The 17238-nt window shown below is 76.6% G+C and carries 16 protein-coding genes; 6 read left to right on the forward strand and 10 right to left on the reverse strand.

The window, feature by feature from the left end; genetic code table 11:
• Positions 1-56: 56 nt before the first annotated feature.
• On the forward strand, positions 57-1595 hold the full coding sequence (locus ACIBAI_RS10830) for a carboxylesterase/lipase family protein (protein WP_399032951.1): 1539 nt from the start codon (positions 57-59) through the stop codon (positions 1593-1595).
• Positions 1596-1692: 97 nt separating this feature from the next.
• Here ACIBAI_RS10830 and ACIBAI_RS10835 read toward each other — a convergent pair whose 3' ends face one another.
• From ACIBAI_RS10835 to ACIBAI_RS10845, 3 genes are read right to left on the reverse strand one after another with little or no spacing between them, the layout of a single operon-like run.
• Positions 1693-2256, reverse strand: a complete 564-nt coding sequence (locus tag ACIBAI_RS10835; RefSeq protein WP_399032953.1) for a hypothetical protein — start codon at positions 2254-2256, stop codon at positions 1693-1695.
• A 51-nt stretch (positions 2257-2307) separates the two neighbouring features.
• A complete protein-coding gene (gene murQ, locus ACIBAI_RS10840; protein ID WP_399032955.1) occupies positions 2308-3243 on the reverse strand; it encodes an N-acetylmuramic acid 6-phosphate etherase in 936 nt (311 codons plus the stop codon).
• 52 nt (positions 3244-3295) lie between these two features.
• Complete coding sequence (locus ACIBAI_RS10845; protein WP_399032957.1) at positions 3296-4228, reverse strand: MurR/RpiR family transcriptional regulator; 933 nt, start codon at positions 4226-4228, stop codon at positions 3296-3298.
• 55 nt (positions 4229-4283) lie between these two features.
• On the opposite strand from ACIBAI_RS10845, the gene ACIBAI_RS10850 reads away from it, so the two are divergent.
• Positions 4284-4667 carry a hypothetical protein gene (locus tag ACIBAI_RS10850; protein WP_344601719.1) on the forward strand — a complete coding sequence of 128 codons (384 nt, stop codon included), beginning with the start codon at positions 4284-4286 and terminating at the stop codon, positions 4665-4667.
• A 7-nt stretch (positions 4668-4674) separates the two neighbouring features.
• Positions 4675-4947 carry a DUF4031 domain-containing protein gene (locus ACIBAI_RS10855; RefSeq protein WP_399032959.1) on the forward strand — a complete coding sequence of 91 codons (273 nt, stop codon included), beginning with the start codon at positions 4675-4677 and terminating at the stop codon, positions 4945-4947.
• Here ACIBAI_RS10855 and ACIBAI_RS10860 read toward each other — a convergent pair.
• Both ACIBAI_RS10860 and ACIBAI_RS10865 read right to left on the reverse strand, forming a co-directional pair.
• Positions 4929-5996 (reverse strand): GNAT family N-acetyltransferase, encoded by a 1068-nt coding sequence (locus ACIBAI_RS10860; protein ID WP_399032961.1) that lies wholly within the window; start codon positions 5994-5996, stop codon positions 4929-4931. The genes ACIBAI_RS10855 and ACIBAI_RS10860 overlap by 19 nt on opposite strands.
• A gap of 9 nt (positions 5997-6005) precedes the next feature.
• Positions 6006-6668, reverse strand: coding sequence for a hypothetical protein (locus tag ACIBAI_RS10865; RefSeq protein WP_399032963.1), 663 nt, complete (start codon positions 6666-6668; stop codon positions 6006-6008).
• 194 nt (positions 6669-6862) lie between these two features.
• On the opposite strand from ACIBAI_RS10865, the gene ACIBAI_RS10870 reads away from it, so the two are divergent.
• Both ACIBAI_RS10870 and ACIBAI_RS10875 read left to right on the forward strand, forming a co-directional pair.
• A complete protein-coding gene (locus tag ACIBAI_RS10870; RefSeq protein WP_399032965.1) occupies positions 6863-7540 on the forward strand; it encodes a maleylpyruvate isomerase family mycothiol-dependent enzyme in 678 nt (225 codons plus the stop codon).
• Between the two features lie 112 nt (positions 7541-7652).
• Positions 7653-8342 (forward strand): copper homeostasis protein CutC, encoded by a 690-nt coding sequence (locus tag ACIBAI_RS10875; RefSeq protein ID WP_399032967.1) that lies wholly within the window; start codon positions 7653-7655, stop codon positions 8340-8342.
• A gap of 61 nt (positions 8343-8403) precedes the next feature.
• Here the strand turns inward: ACIBAI_RS10875 and ACIBAI_RS10880 are convergent, their stop codons facing one another.
• Positions 8404-10368, reverse strand: a complete 1965-nt coding sequence (locus ACIBAI_RS10880; RefSeq protein ID WP_399033445.1) for a HelD family protein — start codon at positions 10366-10368, stop codon at positions 8404-8406.
• 496 nt (positions 10369-10864) lie between these two features.
• On the reverse strand, positions 10865-12508 hold the full coding sequence (locus ACIBAI_RS10885; RefSeq protein WP_399032969.1) for a DNA repair helicase XPB: 1644 nt from the start codon (positions 12506-12508) through the stop codon (positions 10865-10867).
• 280 nt (positions 12509-12788) lie between these two features.
• On the opposite strand from ACIBAI_RS10885, the gene istB reads away from it, so the two are divergent.
• Positions 12789-14024 (forward strand): IS21-like element helper ATPase IstB, encoded by a 1236-nt coding sequence (gene istB / locus ACIBAI_RS10890; protein WP_399032971.1) that lies wholly within the window; start codon positions 12789-12791, stop codon positions 14022-14024.
• On the opposite strand, the gene ACIBAI_RS10895 is transcribed toward istB, so the two are convergent.
• The 3 genes from ACIBAI_RS10895 to ACIBAI_RS10905 form a co-directional block, all read right to left on the reverse strand.
• Positions 14002-14241: a hypothetical protein gene (locus tag ACIBAI_RS10895; RefSeq protein WP_399032973.1), complete on the reverse strand. Its 240-nt coding sequence runs from the start codon at positions 14239-14241 to the stop codon at positions 14002-14004. The two genes, istB and ACIBAI_RS10895, sit on opposite strands and share 23 nt — an antisense overlap.
• A 63-nt stretch (positions 14242-14304) precedes the next feature.
• Complete coding sequence (locus ACIBAI_RS10900; RefSeq protein ID WP_344601741.1) at positions 14305-14433, reverse strand: hypothetical protein; 129 nt, start codon at positions 14431-14433, stop codon at positions 14305-14307.
• Positions 14434-14618: 185 nt separating this feature from the next.
• Complete coding sequence (locus ACIBAI_RS10905; RefSeq protein WP_399032975.1) at positions 14619-17153, reverse strand: helicase-associated domain-containing protein; 2535 nt, start codon at positions 17151-17153, stop codon at positions 14619-14621.
• Positions 17154-17238 lie beyond the last annotated feature (85 nt).

The following is a 17238-nucleotide window of genomic DNA, read 5'->3' on the forward strand; positions in this document are numbered from 1 at the left end:
GTCCGTGGGATCACCACCGACCGCCGTACCCGCGACGGCACAGTGAGGAGTGATCGATGACGACCACCGACCCCGTGGTGCGGACCGGCGCCGGCGCGGTGCGCGGACGGCGCGAGGAGGGCCTGGCGGTGTTCCGCGGCATCCCGTTCGCCGCGCCGCCGGTGGGCGAGGCCCGGTTCGCCGCCCCGCGCCCGCCCCGGCCCTGGGACGGCATACGCGACGCGTACGCCTTCGGCCCGCCGCCCCCGCAGGAGGCGGCGGGCCTGTCGGGCCCCGAGGCGCTGCGGGCCCTGCCGGCCGGCGACGAGTGGCTGACCCTCAACGTCTGGACGCCCGACGCGGACCCGGCCGCCCGCCGCCCGGTGATGGTGTGGATCCACGGCGGCTCCTACAAGTTCGGCCACTCCGGCAGCCCCGGCTACGACGCCCGCCTGCTCGCCCGCGACGGCGACCTCGTCGTCGTCACGGTCAACTACCGCCTGGGCGTCGAGGGGTTCGCCCGCATCGAGGGCGCGCCCGCCAACCGGGGCCTGCTCGACCAGGTGGCCGCGCTGGAGTGGGTGCGGGACAACATCACCGGATTCGGCGGCGACCCGGACCGGGTCACCGTCTTCGGCGAGTCGGCCGGCGCCGGCTCGATCGCCGCCCTGCTGGTCATGGACCGCGCGGCCGGGCTGTTCCGCCGCGCCGTCGCCCAGAGCGTCCCCGGCACGTTCTTCTCCGACGAACTCGCCCGGGACGTGGCCGGGGCCCTCGCCGCCGAGGCGGGCCTGCGCCCCACGGTCGCCGACCTGTCCGCCGTCGACCCCCGCGCGCTGCCCGCCGTGGGGGAGGCGCTGGGCGCCAGGATGCCCCGGTACGCCGACCGCTGGGGCCAGGCCGCGCCCACCCGCACGCCGTTCGCGCCCGTCGTCGACGGCGAGGTGCTGCCGGCCGCCCCGTGGCAGGCGCTGGCCGCCGGCGCCGCCCGGGACGTGGAACTGGTGGTCGGTCACAACCGCGACGAGTTCCGCCTGTTCACCGCCATGGCCGGACGCCTGGGCCAGGCCACCGGGGAGCAGGCCGCGGCCACCTTGCGCCGGTACGCGCCGGGCGCGGACGGCGCGGCCGCCTACCGGGCCGCGTACCCCGGCGCCACGCCGGGCGAGCTGCACGAACGCGTCCAGACCGACTGGCTGTTCGCGATGCCCTCGCTCCGTCTCGCCGAGGCCCAGGCCGCGGGCGGCGGACGCGCCCACGTCTACGAACTGACCTGGCCGGCCCCGGCCCTGGGCGGCGCGCTGGGCGCCGCCCACGCCCTGGACCTGCCGCTGCTCTTCGGCACCTTCAGCGCCGACCTGGGCGTGCTGTACTTCGGCGGCGAGGAGCCCCCCGAGGAGGCGCGGGCGCTGTCGTCCTGGTTCCGCGCCGCGTGGGCGGCCTTCGCCCGTACCGGCGATCCCGGCTGGCCCGCGTACGACCCCGAGCGGCGGCTGGTCCAGGTCCTGGACGCCGAGCCGGTGGTCGCCCCCTACCCGGAGGAGACGACGCGGCGGCTGTGGGAGGGGTACGAGTTCGCCGCGCTGCCGCTGCTGGACCCCGGTTCCGGCGCCTGAGGCCGCCGGAGCGCGGCGCGGGGGCCCGCGCCGCGGCCGGGGAGGGGCGGACGCGGCCGGCCGCCCGGGGGGACGCGGGGGCGCGACCGGTCCGGGGCTATCCCGTCGGTTCGGCGTTCATCCGCACCGGCGTCCCCCACACGCGCAGCACCTCGTAGTCCGTGAACTCGTGCACCAGCCGGTACGCCGGGGCCGGGCGCGGGCCCCGGCGCTGGGCCGCGAGGTACAGCTCGGCCTCGCGGCGGTCGCGGCGCGGGGTGCCGCACAGCTGCCACGCCTGCCCGTTCCACGCCTCGGGGAGCCAGCGCTGCTGGGGCTGGGGACGGTCGCCGCGCATCCCGTACCGGGACGAGGCCGGGCCGGCGGGGCGGGGCAGCGCGGGGCCGCCCTGGTACTCGGCGCGGCGGGCGGCGCGGCGGCGGGTCTCGCACAGCAGGCACAGGTCCGGCGCGGCGGTGTCGACCGGGCCGTGCGGATGCTCGGGGCAGCGCGTGCTCGGCGCCGTGGTCGTGACGCTCTCCTCCAGCAGGTCCAGGGCGCGGCGCAGGTCCGCCCGGACCTCGTGCAGCCGGGCGTCGGGGGTGTCGGCGGTCAGGGCCTCGCCGTGCTCACCGAGCAGGCGCAGGGCGCGGCCGAGGGCGGTCAGCTGGGCGTGGTTCATGCCGCTCAGAATCGCACACGGCACGGACAGCGGGGCCGGGCCGGCCCCGCCTCACCCCGCGGCCGTGGCCAGCGCGGCGCGCAGCCGGCCGCCGGACTCCGCCAGGAGGCGGGCCGCCGTGGGGCCGTCGACGCCGGCCAGGATGGCGAGGATCGCGTGCTTCACCTCGCCGCCGGTGGCGGCGAGCGCCGCCTCGACCTCCTCGTCGGCGGCGCCGGTCGCGAGGGCGACGATGCGGCGGGAGCGGGCGCGCAGCTTGTCGTTGGAGGCGCGGACGTCGACCATCAGGTTCCCGTACGTCTTGCCCAGGCGGATCATCGTGATCGTCGAGAACATGTTGAGGACCAGCTTCTGGGCCGTGCCCGCCTTCAGCCGGGTGGAGCCGGCGATCAGCTCGGGGCCGGTGACGATCTCGATGCCGTGCTCGGCGGCGGCGGCCAGCGGACTGCCCGGGTTGCCGGCCAGGCCGACGGTGAGGGCGCCGAGCGCGCGGGCGTGCGCCACCGCGCCGAGGGCGTAGGGGGTGCGGCCGGAGGCCGAGACGCCGACCACGGTGTCGTCGGCGGTCAGGGCGAGGGCGTCCAGGTCGGCCCGCGCCAGCTCCGCGGAGTCCTCGGCGCCCTCGACCGGGGCGGCCATCGCCGGCGGGCCGCCCGCGATCAGGCCGACGACCTGCTCGGGGGCCGTGTTGAAGGTCGGCGGGCACTCCGAGGCGTCCAGCACGCCGAGGCGGCCCGCGGTGCCCGCGCCCGCGTAGACCAGCCGGCCCCCGCGCGCCATCCGCTCGGCCGCGGCGTCGATCGCGGCGGCGATCTGGGGCAGCCGCGCGGCGACCGCGGCGGGCACGGTCGCGTCCTCGGCGTTCATCAGGCGCGCGAGCTGAAGGGTGGGCAGGCGGTCGATCTCGGACAGCTCCGGGCGGAACGCCTCGGTGGGCAGGTGCTCCAACTGGGCCCTGAGCTCGCGGTCGTGGGGGATCGGGGTCATGGCGGGGGCGGCCCTCCCGGGTGCGGTGCGTCTGCTCGGTGGCGGGCGGGGGCTAGCGGCTCGTCCCGCCCCGCGGGCCGTGCCGGTGCGCCAGCGCCTCGTACGACGCCGACAGGGCCGGCGCCGCCTTGTCGTAGGTGCGTTGCGCGACCCCGACGAACAGGCAGTCCACGACGAGGAGCTGGCCGGTGCGGGAGGACATCGCCGCCGGGCGCAGCTCGCTCTCGCGGGCGGTGGAGGTGGTCAGGACGTGGTCGGCGTACTGGGTGACGGGGCTGTCGGGGCGCCCGGTGACCGCCACCGTCGTCGCCCCGCGCTCGAAGGCGACCCGCAGCGGCTCGATGACGTCACCGGTGGAGCCGGAGTGGGTGACGGCTATCGCCACGTCGCCCGCGCGCAGCTGCACCGCGTTCGTCACGGCGAGGTGCGGGTCGCTGTGGGCGTGGGCCACGAGCCCTATCCGCAGCAGCTTCTGGGTGAGGTCCTGGGCGACCAGGCCGGAGGCGCCGACGCCGTAGACGTCGGTGCGGCGGGCGGCGGCCAGGGCGGTGACGGCCGCGCCGAGCTGGACGGTGTCCAGGCCGGCGGCCGTGTCGGCGAGGGTCTGCTGCTCGTCGTACGCCAGCTTCGCCACCACGTCCGCGATCGGGTCGTCCACGGCGATGTCGGTGGTGAGGGCGGGCGCGCGGCCGGACTGCTGCTGGGCGGCCAGGCCGGCGAGCGCCAGGCGCAGGTCGCGGTAGCCCGGGTAGCCCAGCAGGCGCGCGGTGCGCACGACGGTCGCCTCGCTGGTGCCGGTGAGTTCGGCCAGGCCGGTGACGGTGAGGGCCGCGCAGCCGGCCGGGTCGCTCGCGACGGCCTCGGCGACCCGCTGCATCGACCGGGTCATCGACGGCGCCAGGGTGCGCACCTTGGCCGCCAGAGCGGCGGGCGCGGGCAGCCCGCCTCCCCCCTGTGCGAAAGTTTCCTTCAGTCCCTGGGTCACTTCTGAAAGATATTTTCGAGTCGGCGTCGTGGTCAAGAGTGCGCACAATGGGGACATGGATCCCATCAGTCCCCTGGAACAGGCCCTGCACGCCGCGCGCGCCCTCGTACTCGCCGACCTGGTCGCGGGCCGGGTGGCCGAGGCCGACGTCGTGTCCCTGGTCGAGGAGTCCGTCGCCCAGCGGCGCTGGTGGGTCGAGCAGTGGCCGGACGGCGCCCTGTACGTCGCCGGGCTGGTCGCGCAGGACGTGCAGGACGCCCTGCTGGAGCGGTACGGCCGCTGGCCCCTGTGCCCGGCCTGCGGCTCCGGCGACCCGCACGCGCTGGAGGTCGAGCCCGAACTGGGGCCCGACCCGCACTGGGTGTGCACCCGGGCGGGCGTGAAGGTCGCGGCGGTGGGGGCGCTGGGCGAGGCCATCGGCGGCACCCGCACCCCGTGAGGACCCGGTGACCGTCTACATCGACCCGCCCGCCTGGCCGGGCCACGGCCGCCTGTGGTCCCACCTCGTCAGCGACGTCTCCTACGAGGAACTCCACGCCTTCGCCGAGCGGCTGGGCCTGCCGCGGCGGGCCTTCGAGCGGGACCACTACGACGTCCCCGCCGAGCGGTACGCGGACGCGGTGACCGCGGGGGCGGTGGAGGTCCGCAGCCGCGAGGTGGTGCGGCTGCTGCGCGCGGCCGGACTGCGCCGGCCGAAGGGTCACTTCCGCAACGCGTAGGCGAACTGCTCCCCGTCCTCCGCGACCCGGGTGAAACCGGCGCGCGAGACGACGCCCTGGGAGGGGAGGTTGTCCCGGGCGACCCGCGCGAACACCGACGTGACCTCCTCCCGGGCCAGCGCCCACGCCGACAGGGCGCGCAGCGCCTCCGCCGCGTAGCCGTGGCCGCGGGCGGCCCCGACGAGGTCGTAGCCGACCTCCACCCGGCCGTCCTCGTCCGGCGGGCCGTGGAAGCCCATGGCGCCGACCGCGCGGCCGTCGGCGCGGCGGACGAGTACGTACATGCCCCACTGGGGCCGGTGCACCCCCGCCTCGTACTGCTTGACCACCATCCCGGCGCCCTCCCGGGTGCCGTCGGCCGGGCCTCCCCCGAGCCACGGGAACCCGCCGTCGCCGCCCGCGGACAGATCGATGGCGGCCGCCGGGGTGACGCCCTCCAGGGTGAGCCGTCCGGCGGGGAGCACCGGGTTGTTGTACCAGTGCCACTCGGTCACCGGGGCGCGGCCGGGCAGGTCCGCGCGCCCGGTGGCCCACAGCAGGGTCGGCCAGGGGCCGGGGCCGGGGCGGACGTGCGGGAAGATCCGGGTCAGGACGAACGCGCACAGGTCGGCGGGCGGTTCGTACGCCACGCCCAGGCCCTCGGCGATGTCGTGCGTGTGCAGCAGCGCCTCGGCGACCCCCATCGCGGCGAAGCCCTCGCGGTTCGCGCTGTGGAACGGGTACGGGTGGTAGCCGCGGGCCTCGCGCGGCGCGGTGCGGATCGCGGTGGCGAGCAGGGCGCCGGCCGCCTCGACGGCCCGCAGGACACCGGCGTTGTCGGCGCCCTCGTCGACGGAGATCCGCAGGGGCAGGCGCCTGTCGTGGACGCGCCCCGCCAGATGTCCCGCGTACATGAGGAAGGCGTGCGGCAGGTGTGCGGCCGTGTGCCGGCAGCTCCACTCCAGCCGGCCCGCCGTCACCCCGTCCCAGTCCCGGTCCGCGACCGTCCGCAGCAGCGCCACGCAGTGCGCCACGGCTGCTTCCACCTGTTCCCCGCCCACGGCATGCATGAGGGAAGGCTATGCGGGCGGGCCGCCCGGGATCGACAGCATTTCCAGTTCGCCGGTGAGGTTGTAGCGCGCGGTCGCCTCCCACGTGTCGTGCCCGTACGGGGTGCGGAACAGCCGGGGCAGGGCGAGGAGTTCGCGCAGGACCGCGGCGCGGCCCGCGCGGAAGGCGTCGTTCGGGACGAAGTGGTACTCCTCGCGGACGGCCGCGGTGTACGCGGCGTACGCCGACGGCGGCGCGGCGAGGATCGCCAGGTCGGCGTCGCACAGCACCTGGCCGTCGCGGTCGCCGTCGGCCGGGTCGTGGCCGGCGGTGAGCCGCACCAGCCGGGCCACCTCGGCCGTCCTCTCCTGCGGCACCCCGGCCTCGGGCAGGGCGCGTTCGGCGAGGCGGGCCGAGCGCTCCTCGTTCTCCGAGCGCTCGGGGAGGTAGACGGCGTCGTGGAACCAGGCGGCCAGCCGGACCGTGTCCGGGTCGGCCGCGTACTCCGCCAGCGTGTCGACGTGGTCCAGGACCGCCGTGAGGTGGGTGAGCGTGTGGTAGCGGCGCTGCGGCTCCCGCCAGCGGGCGAGCAGGTTGTCGGCGTAGGGGACCGGGTCCGGGCCGCCGCCGGGGCCCCGGGCTCCTTCCAGGGCGCGGACGAAGCGGGCGCGCAGGGCGTCGAGATCGGCCATGGGGTCATTGTCCCGGGAAGGGCACCGTTGCGCGGCGCACCGGCGCACGCGGCCCCGATGTCCGGGCCGGGAAAGCCCGTCGCGTCCGGGGCCGCCCCTCCCGCGCGGCGGACGGGCGGCGGGGACCCGCCGAGCGCCGTGCGGCGCGGTCCCGTCCGGGACGTGCGCCGGGGCCCCGCACTAGCGTGGCCCCCATGACGACTCCTGCGGATGTGCGGACCGAACGCGACCCCGAGCTGCCCGGGCGGCTGCTGGCCGTCGAACGCGACACGCTGATCCCGCTGCTGCGGGCCAGGCCCGAGGAGGACTTCGCGGTGCCGGTCGCGGCCTGTCCGGGCTGGACGGTGCGGGACGTGCTCGCGCACTGTTCGGCCGCGCTCACCCGGGTGGTGGAGAACCGGCTGGAGGAGGGGGTGTTCTCGCCCGCGTCCAACGAGCGGGACATCGCCGAGCGGGCCGGGTGGAGCAACCGGCGCGTCGTGGACGAGCTGGAGCGCGGGATGACCGGGGCCGGGCCGGTGATCGCGGAGGCGGACGGGGCGCTGGACGGCCTGGCGCTGGGGGAGTGGGTGCACGCCGGCGACGTGCGCGAGGCGTTCGGGGAGCCGGGGGCGTACGCGGGCGCCGGTCTGCCGTACGCGCTCGCCCTGCTCGCCCGGGTCACCCGGGAACGGGGGCACCTGCCGCTGCACGCCGACCTCGACGACGCCGACGAGCCGCTGCGGCTGGGCGGCGCCTCGGGGCGGCGGTCCCCGGCCCGGTACATCGGGGACGGGCCGACGCTGGTGCGGCTGTACGCGGGGCGGCCGGTGGACGGGGCCGCGTACGAGCTGGCGGGGGCCGGGGCGCGGGAGCTGAACATCTTCGGGTGAGCGGGGCGCTCGGGCGGCCCCGGCGGACGGGTGGGCGTAGTCTGTGATTGGACTAGACCTGTAGAGCTGTCAGAGAGCTGCCAGACCTGTGGCCGCCGACGAATGGGGTCCCATGAGCAAGCGTGCACTCCTGGAGGTGATCGCCCTCGACGCCCGGGACGCGGTCGCCGCCCAGGCCGGAGGCGCGGACCGCCTCGAACTGGTCACCGACATGGCGGCCGACGGGCTCACCCCGTCGGTCCGGACCGTGACCGCGGTCCGCGCCGCCGTCGACATCGACGCCCGGGTGATGCTGCGGCTCGCGGACGGCTTCGCCGCCGGGGACGTCGAGCGGCTGGCGCGGGTCGCCGGGGAGCTGCGGGAGGCCGGCGCGGAGCAGTTCGTGCTCGGGTTCCTCGACCCGCACGGCGGCGTGGACCTGGCCGCGGTGGAACGGATCGCCGGCGTGCTGGACGGCTGCCGGTGGACGTTCCACCGGGCGATCGACCGGGCCGCCGACCGCGACGCCCTGCGCAAGCACCTCGCCGACCTGCCCGGACTGGACACCTATCTGACGGCCGGGGCGGCCGGCGGGGTCGACGAGGGGCTCCCGGTCCTGCGCGCGGAGGCCCGGCGGCGCGGCGAGCCGGGGTACGGGCAGCGGCTCCTGGTGGGCGGCGGGCTGCGGCTGGAGCACGTCCCGGTGCTGCGGGAGGCCGGGATCGACGCCTTCCACATCGGCGGGGCGGCCCGGCCGGACGGCTGGGCCGGGCCGGTGTCGGCGGCGGCGGTCGCCCGGTGGCGGCGGGCGGTCGACGGCTGAGCGGCGGGCGGCCGGGCGGCGGCCCCCGGGGGCATTCCCCGGCGGCGGCCGCCGCCCGCGGCTACGCCAGCTGCGGCGGCAGCGGGGCCGCGTGGGTCACGATCAGCCCGGACACCGCCCGGGTCAGCGCCACGTACAGGCGGCGCAGGCCGGTGCGCTCGTCCGGTTCGCCGTCGACCACGGCCCGCGGCTCGTCCAGGACGACGTAGTCGTACTCCAGGCCCTTGGCCAGCGAGGCCGGGACCAGGGTCAGACGGGTCTCCCGCGTCGTCTCCTCGCCGGGGCCGAGGTGGCCGACGCCCGCCGCGTCGAGGGCCTCGGCCAGGCCGGGGACCCGGGCGTCGGCGGCGATCAGGCCGACCGAGCCCTCCCGGCGCAGCAGTTCCCGGCAGGCGCCGACCACGTCGGCGGTGCCGGCGGCGGCGCGGATCTCGAAGAAGCCGGGGTTCTCGCGGATCGACCGCACCGGCGTCAGGCCCGGCGCGATGTGCGGCAGCAGCCGGGAGGCGTAGGCGATGACGTCGGTCGGCACGCGGAAGCCGGCCGTCAGCTCCTCCACCACGGCGTCCGGCTTGCCCAGGTGGGCCAGCGCCTCCCGCCAGCTGCGGGTCGCCCAGGGCGTGGTGCCCTGCGCCAGGTCGCCCAGCACGGTCGCCGAACCGGTGGTGCAGCGGCGGCCCACCGCCCGGTACTGCATGGGGGACAGGTCCTGCGCCTCGTCCAGGACGACGTGCCCGAGGGAGGGGGTGCGCTCGATCAGGTCGGCGGCCTCGTCGATCAGCACGGCGTCCGCGGGCGACCACCGGGCCGACCGCACCGACCGCGCCGGCCTCGTCCACAGGATCGTCTTCTGCTCGTCCTCGGTGAGGACGCCGTCGGCGTGCGCGGCGAGGAAGTCCGCGTCCGTCAGCAGCCGCAGCACCAGCTTCGCCGGGTCCACGGCCGGCCAGACCGCCTTCACGGCCGCCTTCACCGCGCTGTTGCGGGCCACCGCGTCCTGCACCCGGTCGTCCGGGGCCTCGCCCGCGCGCTCCATCTGCACCAGCACGGCGTGCGCGATGCGCTGCGGCAGCGCGTCGCGGGCGGCGCCGTACCGGATGTCCCGGTCCAGCAGGCCCCGCACGATCTCCTCCAGCTCGTACGCCGGAACGCGCCAGCGGCGCGAGCCGCGCACCACGACGACCGGATCGGCGGGCGGGGTCACGTGGGAGTACAGGGCCCGCCTGAGCACCTCGGCCATCCGGGCGTCGCCCTTGACGGTGGCGGCCGCCGCGTCGTCCGCGCCGCGCACCTCCACGCGGGCGACCAGGTCGTCGACGGTGGCCTGGGCGACCGTCAGCTCGCCGAGCGCCGGCAGGACCTGCTCGATGTAGTGCAGGAAGGACCGGTTCGGCCCGATGACGAGGGTGCCGGCGCGGGCCAGCCGCTCCCGGTGCGCGTACAGCAGGTACGCGACCCGGTGCAGGCCGACGGCCGTCTTGCCGGTGCCGGGACCGCCCTGCACGCAGACGGTGCCGCCGAGCCCGCCGCGCACGATCTCGTCCTGCTCCGGCTGGATCGTCGCCACGATGTCCCGCATCGGGCCGACGCGGGGCCGCTCGATCTCCTGCTGGAGCAGCCTGCTGGTCCGCGCGGCCTCCGCGGGGTCGGACAGGTGCTCGTCCTCGTACGCGGTGAGGTCGCCGCCGGTGTAGCCGAAGCGGCGGCGCAGCGCGACGTCCATCGGGTCCTTCTTCGAGGCCCGGTAGAACGGCTGCGAGACCGGCGCGCGCCAGTCGATCACCATGGGGTCGCCGTCGGCGTCGTGCACGTGCCGCCGCCCGATGTAGAAGCTCTCCCCCCGCGCCCCCTCCGCCTGCTCGGCGCCGGGGGAGCGCAGGTAGTCGAGCCGGCCGAAGAACAGCGGGGTGTCGCCGAGGTCGGCCAGCGCCTTGACGCGCTCCTCGATCTGGCGCTCCAGCACCTGGGCGTTGACCCAGTTCGCGGTGACGTCGCGGATGTCGAGGGACTCGACGTCCTCCCGCATGGCGCGCAGGGCGGCGCGGGACGCGGCGAGGTGGGCCCGCTCGCGGGCCAGGGGGTCGTCTGCGGGCGGGGACGCGGACACGGGGGTGCCTCCGGGGGACCTGCTGGTGGTGGATGGGGGCCGACCGGTTTCCGTCCGGGCGGCGGCACTCCGTGAGGGAGGCGGGCAAGAGCGGAGATTGTAGGGCGGCGGGGCGGACGGGCCCAACCGCTTTTCCCGCCCGCGCCCTTCCCGTCCTGCGGGGAGGGCGGCCGTCCCCGCAGGACGGGGAGGAGCGGGTCGGCCCGCGGGTGTACGCGCGGAGCGCGCGGGTTCGGTCCCCGGGCCGATGCCGTCCCGGGGAGACGGCCCTGCGAGGCGGCCCCCCCACCGCCTCGGCGACGCCCTGCGCGCCGTCCGGGTGTTCCTGGGCGCCGCCGCCGACGTGGTCGTCCTCGGCGAGTACGGCACGGAGGCGGGCGTCCGCCGCAGACGACCCCCGCCCGCCCCCCGGCGCTCAGCTCCCCGCGAGGATCTCGTCCGCGTCCACGATCCGGTACGCGTAGCCCTGTTCCGCCAGGAAGCGCTGGCGGTGGGCGGCGAAGTCCTGGTCGATCGTGTCGCGGGCGACGACCGAGTAGAAGTGCGCCTGGTGGCCGTCCGCCTTGGGCCGCAGCACCCGGCCCAGGCGCTGCGCCTCCTCCTGCCGCGACCCGAAGGTGCCCGACACCTGGATGGCGACCGTCGCCTCCGGCAGGTCGATGGAGAAGTTCGCCACCTTCGACACCACCAGCACGCTGATCTCGCCCTGCCGGAACGCCTCGAACAGCTTCTCCCGCTGGGCGTTGGACGTGTCGCCCTTGATCACCGGCGCGTCCAGGTGCGCGCCCAGCTCGTCCAGCTGGTCGATGTACTGGCCGATGACCAGGATCTGCTGCCCGGCGAACCGGCGGACGATCGCCTCCGTCACCTTCCGCTTCGTCGCGGTCGTCGCGCAGAACCGGTACTTCTCCTCCGCCTCCGCGGTGGCGTACGCGAGCCGCTCGGAGTCGGTGAGGTTGACCCGGACCTCCACGCAGTCGGCGGGCGCGATGTAGCCCTGGGCCTCGATCTCCTTCCAGGGCGCGTCGAACCGCTTGGGGCCGATCAGGGAGAACACGTCCGACTCGCGGCCGTCCTCGCGGACCAGCGTGGCCGTGAGCCCGAGGCGGCGGCGCGCCTGGAGGTCGGCGGTGAACTTGAACACCGGCGCCGGCAGCAGGTGCACCTCGTCGTAGACGATCAGGCCCCAGTCCCGGGAGTCGAACAGCTCCAGGTGCGGGTAGACGCCCTTCCGCCGCGTCGTCAGCACCTGGTAGGTGGCGATGGTGACGGGCCGGATCTCCTTCTTCGTCCCGCTGTACTCGCCGATCTCGTCCTCGGTGAGGCTGGTGCGCCTGACCAGCTCGTGCTTCCACTGCCGGGCCGAGACGGTGTTGGTGACCAGGATCAGCGTGGTCGACTTGGCCTGCGCCATCGCCCCGGCGCCGACCAGCGTCTTGCCGGCCCCGCAGGGCAGCACCACGACGCCGCTGCCGCCGTGCCAGAAGTTCTCCACGGCCTGCTTCTGGTAGGGCCTGAGCGTCCAGCCGTCCTCGCGCAGCTCGATCGGGTGGGCCTCGCCGTCGACGTACCCGGCGAGGTCCTCGGCCGGCCAGCCCAGCTTCAGCAGCACCTGCTTGATCTGCCCGCGCTCCGAGGGGTGCACGGCGACGGTGTCGGGGTCGATGCGGGCGCCGACCAGCGGCGCGATCCGCTTCGACTTCAGCACCTCCTCCAGCACCGGCCGGTCGGTGGTGGTCAGGACCAGGCCGTGCGCGGGGTGCTTGTGCAGGGTCAGCCGCCCGTAGCGGTCCATCGTCTCGGCGATGTCGACGAGCAGCGCGTGCGGCACCGGGTAGCGGCTGTACTGCACCAGCGCGTCGACGACCTGCTCGGCGTCGTGCCCCGCCGCCCGCGCGTTCCACAGGCCGAGCGGCGTCAGGCGGTAGGTGTGGATGTGCTCCGGCGCCCGCTCCAGCTCGGCGAACGGGGCGATGGCGCGACGGCAGTCGTCGGCCTGCTCGTGGTCGACCTCCAGGAGCAGGGTCTTGTCGGACTGGACGATGAGCGGACCGTTCACACGCGGCACCCTTTCGTACGGCCGGACGGCGTGGCCAAACGTCCAGTGTGCCTGATCGTTCCCGGGGCCGGGGCCGGGGCCGGGGCCGGGGCCGGGGCCGGGGCCGGGGCCGGGGCCGGGGCCGGGGCGGCCGTCCGGTCCGGCCCCGCGCGGTCCGGCCGGTCCCGCCCGGCACGCCCAGTCCTACAGGATGTCTATTCAGTCCTGCGGGTGGAGCGCGTCAGTCCTGCGGGTGGAGCGGATAGGGCCGGATGGCCGTTTTCTGCGAAGAATGCGCATTGTGCAGGCTTCCACTGGTTCCCCCGCTTCCCCGTCCCCGCCGACCGCCACCCTCGGATACGCGCTGTTCGCGACCCGCTGGCTCCAGGCCCCGCTCTACTTCGGCCTGGTCGCCGTCCAGGGGGTGTACGTCTACAAGTTCTTCTACGAGCTGTGGAATTTAATCGTCCGGTGCATGACCGGACGCGCCACCGAGACGTACGTCATGCTCGCGGTGCTCAAGCTGGTGGACGTCGTCATGATCGCCAACCTGCTGATCATGGTGATCGTCGGCGGCTACGAGACCTTCGTCTCCCGCATCGGCCTCCAGGGCCACCGCGATCAGCCCGAGTGGCTCTCGCACGTCAACCCCAACGTGCTGAAGGTGAAGCTGGCCACCGCCATCGTGGGCATCTCCTCCGTCCACCTGCTGCAGATGTTCGTGGACGTGCAGCACACCTCCCGCCACAGCCTGCTGTGGGGCACGGTGATCCACATGGCCTTCATCGTCTCGGCGGCGATCCTGGCGTACATGTCGGGGCCGATGGTCGCGCGGGCCGAGCAGGCCGCCCACCGGGACGGCCACGGGCACCGCCCGGACCCCGAGCCCCCGGCGGCGCCGGCCCGGCAGCGCCTGCCGATCCCGGCCCAGGCCCCGCCGCCGGCCGAGGAGACGGGCGCCGAGGCGCGCATCCGCGCCGCCGGCTTCCCCGCCCGCAAGGAGCTGGAGGACTTCGACGCCGGGCATCCCCGGGACTTCGACCGGGAGACCGTGGCCCGGCTCGGCAAGCTGGACTTCGTCGCCGCCCGGCGGAACGCGGTCTTCGTCGGGCCGCCCGGCACCGGCAAGACGCACCTGGCCGTCGCCCTCGGCGTGCGCGCCTGCCAGGCCGGGCACCGGGTGCTGTTCGCGACGGCCGCCGAGTGGGCCGGGCGCCTCGGCCGGGCGCGGGCGGCGGGCCGGCTCGCCGAGGAACTGGCCGCCCTCGACGACTGCCCCCTGCTGATCGTCGACGAGGTCGGGTACGTGCCGTTCGACGCGGACGCCTCCCGGCTCTTCTTCCAGCTGGTCGCCCACCGCTACGAGCGGGGCTCGCTGATCGTCACCACCGACCGTCCGCTCGGCCGCTGGGACGAGGTCTTCGGCGGTCCGTCCGCGGCGGCGATGGTGGACCGGCTGGCCCACCACGCCGAGATCGTGCGGCTCGAAGGGGACAGCTACCGGACGCGGCGCGCTACCGCAGCGTGGGCAGACTGATGTTGTTGATCAGCGGGCCCTCGATGGTGAGCCCCTCCGTGACGAGGGACTCCGCGCCCGGGAGCGGGAGCGGCAGCACGACGGGGGCCTCGGCCGCCGCGGCGGCCCCCGGGGCGAGCGCGCCCACGAGGGCGGCGGTGAGGACCAGGGTGGCGGAGGCGGTGCGGCGGGTGCGGACGGGCAGCTTGGGACGCATGGACGCGGACGGGCCTTTCACGGGGTGACGGTGGCGGGACGGGCCGGCCCCGGGAGGGGCCGGGGCCGGCCGTCGCCCGGTGGATCAGAGCGCGGGCAGTTCGAGGACGACCCCCGCGGCCTCGATGGCGACCGCGGAGGCCTGGACGGCGCAGGCGCCGATCATGGCGGCGGTCGCGGTCAGCACGGTGGCGATACGACGAGCAGTGCGCATGGAGGAACTACCTTTCTGTGTCGCTCGGTCGAGCGCGGTCGGAACACCCGTGGGCTGCCCGGCGCCGCGCGCGGTGATGCGCGACACGCCCGCGGATCGCCCGTCGGTGGGAAGCGCCCGGTGCGGCGTGCATGAAACGCCGCGTACGCCCGGACGGGTGACGGCGACCGGTCGGCCGGGCCGTGTCACACCCCGTCGTCGGCGAGTTCCGCGACCCCGGTGACGCGGTGCAGGGGGAAGGTGCGGACCTCGTCCGCGGTGTGGTCGTAGGCCGTGACGAAGCCGCCCTCCACGCGGACCGGGGCGATGACGTGCTGGCTGGCGGCGCCCTCGGCGTTGACGTAGCCGATCCACAGGGACTCGCCGGTCAGGACCGCGGCCTGCACGGTGGCGAGGGTCTCGGCGGAACTGGTGCGGGGCGGCTCGCCGTCCGCGGCCGGGGTGCCGGGGCCGGGCTTGCGCGGTGCGGTGGAGGCCAGGTCACCGGCCCGGACGGCGCGCAGCGCGGCCGTCAGGAGGGTGTCGTCCGGCACCGGGGGACCGTCCGGGACGGGCTCCGGGGGCGTCCGCGGCGGCGTGCGGCGGGCGTGCGCGCGGGTGATCAGCACGTCGCCCTCCGCGGACTCCGCGGCCGGCGCGAAACCCATCGCGCGCAGCCCGTCGAGGAGCGCGGCCGGACCGGCCTGCGCGGCCAGCACGGTCGGCGCGAGACGGCGCAGCCCGAGTCCCGCGGCCCGCCGGTCGGCGAGGATCTCGCTGAGCATCGCGTCGTCGTCGCAGCGCACGTACGCCGAGGCCGCGCCCACCCGCAGCCGCCCGTGCCGGCGGGCCACGTCGTCGATCAGGTAGGCCAGCGGCTGCGGCACCGGCGTGCGGGAGTGCTCGGCGAGGAAGGCGTGCAGGTCGGCGGCGGTGCGCCCGGCGTCCAGGGCGCGCCGTACGGAGGCGGGGGTGAACCGGTAGACGGTGGCCCCGCCCTTGGACTCCACGTCCGCGAGCACCCCGAGCACGTCGGCGAGCGGCCGTCGCAGCGGGCCGGGGGCCACCGCCGTCAGGTCGGCCTGGAGCAGGACGTGGTCCAGCGGCTCGGGCAGCAGCGGGGCGAGCAGCCGGGCGGCGGCGGCCCGCGCGGCGGCCTGCTCGGCGGGGGCCGGCGGCACGAGGGGCGCGGGGGCGCGGTGGTGGACGGGGAGCTTGTCGCCGGGGCCCTCGGGCTCGGCGTCCGGCCTCCTCGGCGCGGGCGCGCCGATCAGCGCCCGGCCGTGCGCCGAGAGCGCTCCCCGCCCGGTGACGCCCAGCAGCTCGGCCTCGGACAGCGTCCACCGGGCGAGTCGGCCGCGCAGGTCGTCCTCGGGCCGGCGGCCGCGCGGCGGGCGCTCCCAGCGCAGCCGGGCCAGCACCGACTCCGCGGACGGCGCCGTGCCCTCCGGAAGTCCCGCCAGCAGGGCCAGCACCCGGTGCCGCACCTCCGGCGCCGCCGAACGGTCCAGGTTCGGCCCCAGCGCCGACAGCACACGGTCCTTGGCGTCCCGCCCGCCGACCAGCCCCGCCGTCCGGGTCGCCGTCAGCCACGCCCCGGCGAGCCGCGCCCACCGCTCGGCCGGCGGCAGCTCCAGCCACTCGTCGTACGCGGGGGTCGCCGCGTACCGCTCGTCGGCCTCGCCGTCGGAGGCCAGCAGGCCCGCCGCGTAGGCCAGTTCCACCCAGAACGCGGCGACCGGCTCGGACACGTCCAGCGCGACGGCGGTCCGCTTCAGGTCCCGCAGGCTCAGCCCGCCGGCCCGCAGCACCGCCGGGCCGCCCTCGTCCCACTCCTTCAGCAGTTCCTCGACGGTGCCCAGCGCCGCCTGCGCCTGCCCGGCCGCCGTCGCGTCCACCACCTGCGGACGGTGGGCGGCCGCGGCCTCCAGCGGCGGCGGCACCGGCTCCGGCGCGCGGTGCGCCCGGCCCCCGCGCAGGTGCAGGGCGACCTCGCGGGGCAGGACGACCGTGCCGGGGACGGCCGGCAGCAGCAGCCCGCGGTCCAGCAGCCAGCGCAGGTGCGGCGCGGGGTCGGCGGTGACCTGCCCGTAGGGCGGCCCCCAGACGAGGCGGGCGAGGACCTCCCGCGACTCCTGCGGGGCCCGGTCGAGGAGCGCCGCGAGCCGCGCGCGGTCCGTGAACAGGGCGGTGAGCGCGTCCGCCGCGGACACCGGGTCGTGCGTCGAGGGCAGCCCGGCCGCGGTGACGATCTCCTGGATGCGGCCCGGGGACATGCCCGACGTGGCCTCCCGCACGGTCGGGCCGAGGCCGGTCGGGGAGGGGCGCTGCGGGGAGGGCGCCAGCAGCTCACGGGCCGTGCGCACCAGCCGCAGCCGGTCGTCGCCGCCCCACACCAGGGCCTGCTCGCGCAGGGTGGCCAGCGCCCGGGGCAGGGCGCCGGCCACGGCCGGGTCGCCCGGGTCGCCGGCCATCAGGGAGAGCAGTTCGCCGTACGTCGCCGGGTCCGGCGCCACGGCCAGCGCCTCGGCCGTCTGCAGCGCGAAGCGGTCCAGCCGCTCCAGGGCGCGCACGACCGAGGCCCGGGTGCCGGCGCGGGTGGCGAGCTGCGTCAGGTCGGTGGGGACGGGGGTGATGAGGTCGGGGCGGCTGCGCAGAAGGGCGGCCAGGGACGCGTCGTCGCGGGCGCGCAGCGCCTCGGCGAGGGATCTGGGCGCGGCCGGCTTCGCATCACTGCTCATCCGCCCCACGGTAGCGGGTGGCGGCGCACGGCACGGCCCGCGCGGCCCGGGCGCCGGGGCGCGGCGGGCGGAAGCCCGGTGGAAG

This window comes from Streptomyces sp. NPDC051041 (assembly GCF_044456065.1).
GTDB classification, from domain to species: Bacteria; Actinomycetota; Actinomycetes; order Streptomycetales; family Streptomycetaceae; genus Streptomyces; species Streptomyces glaucus.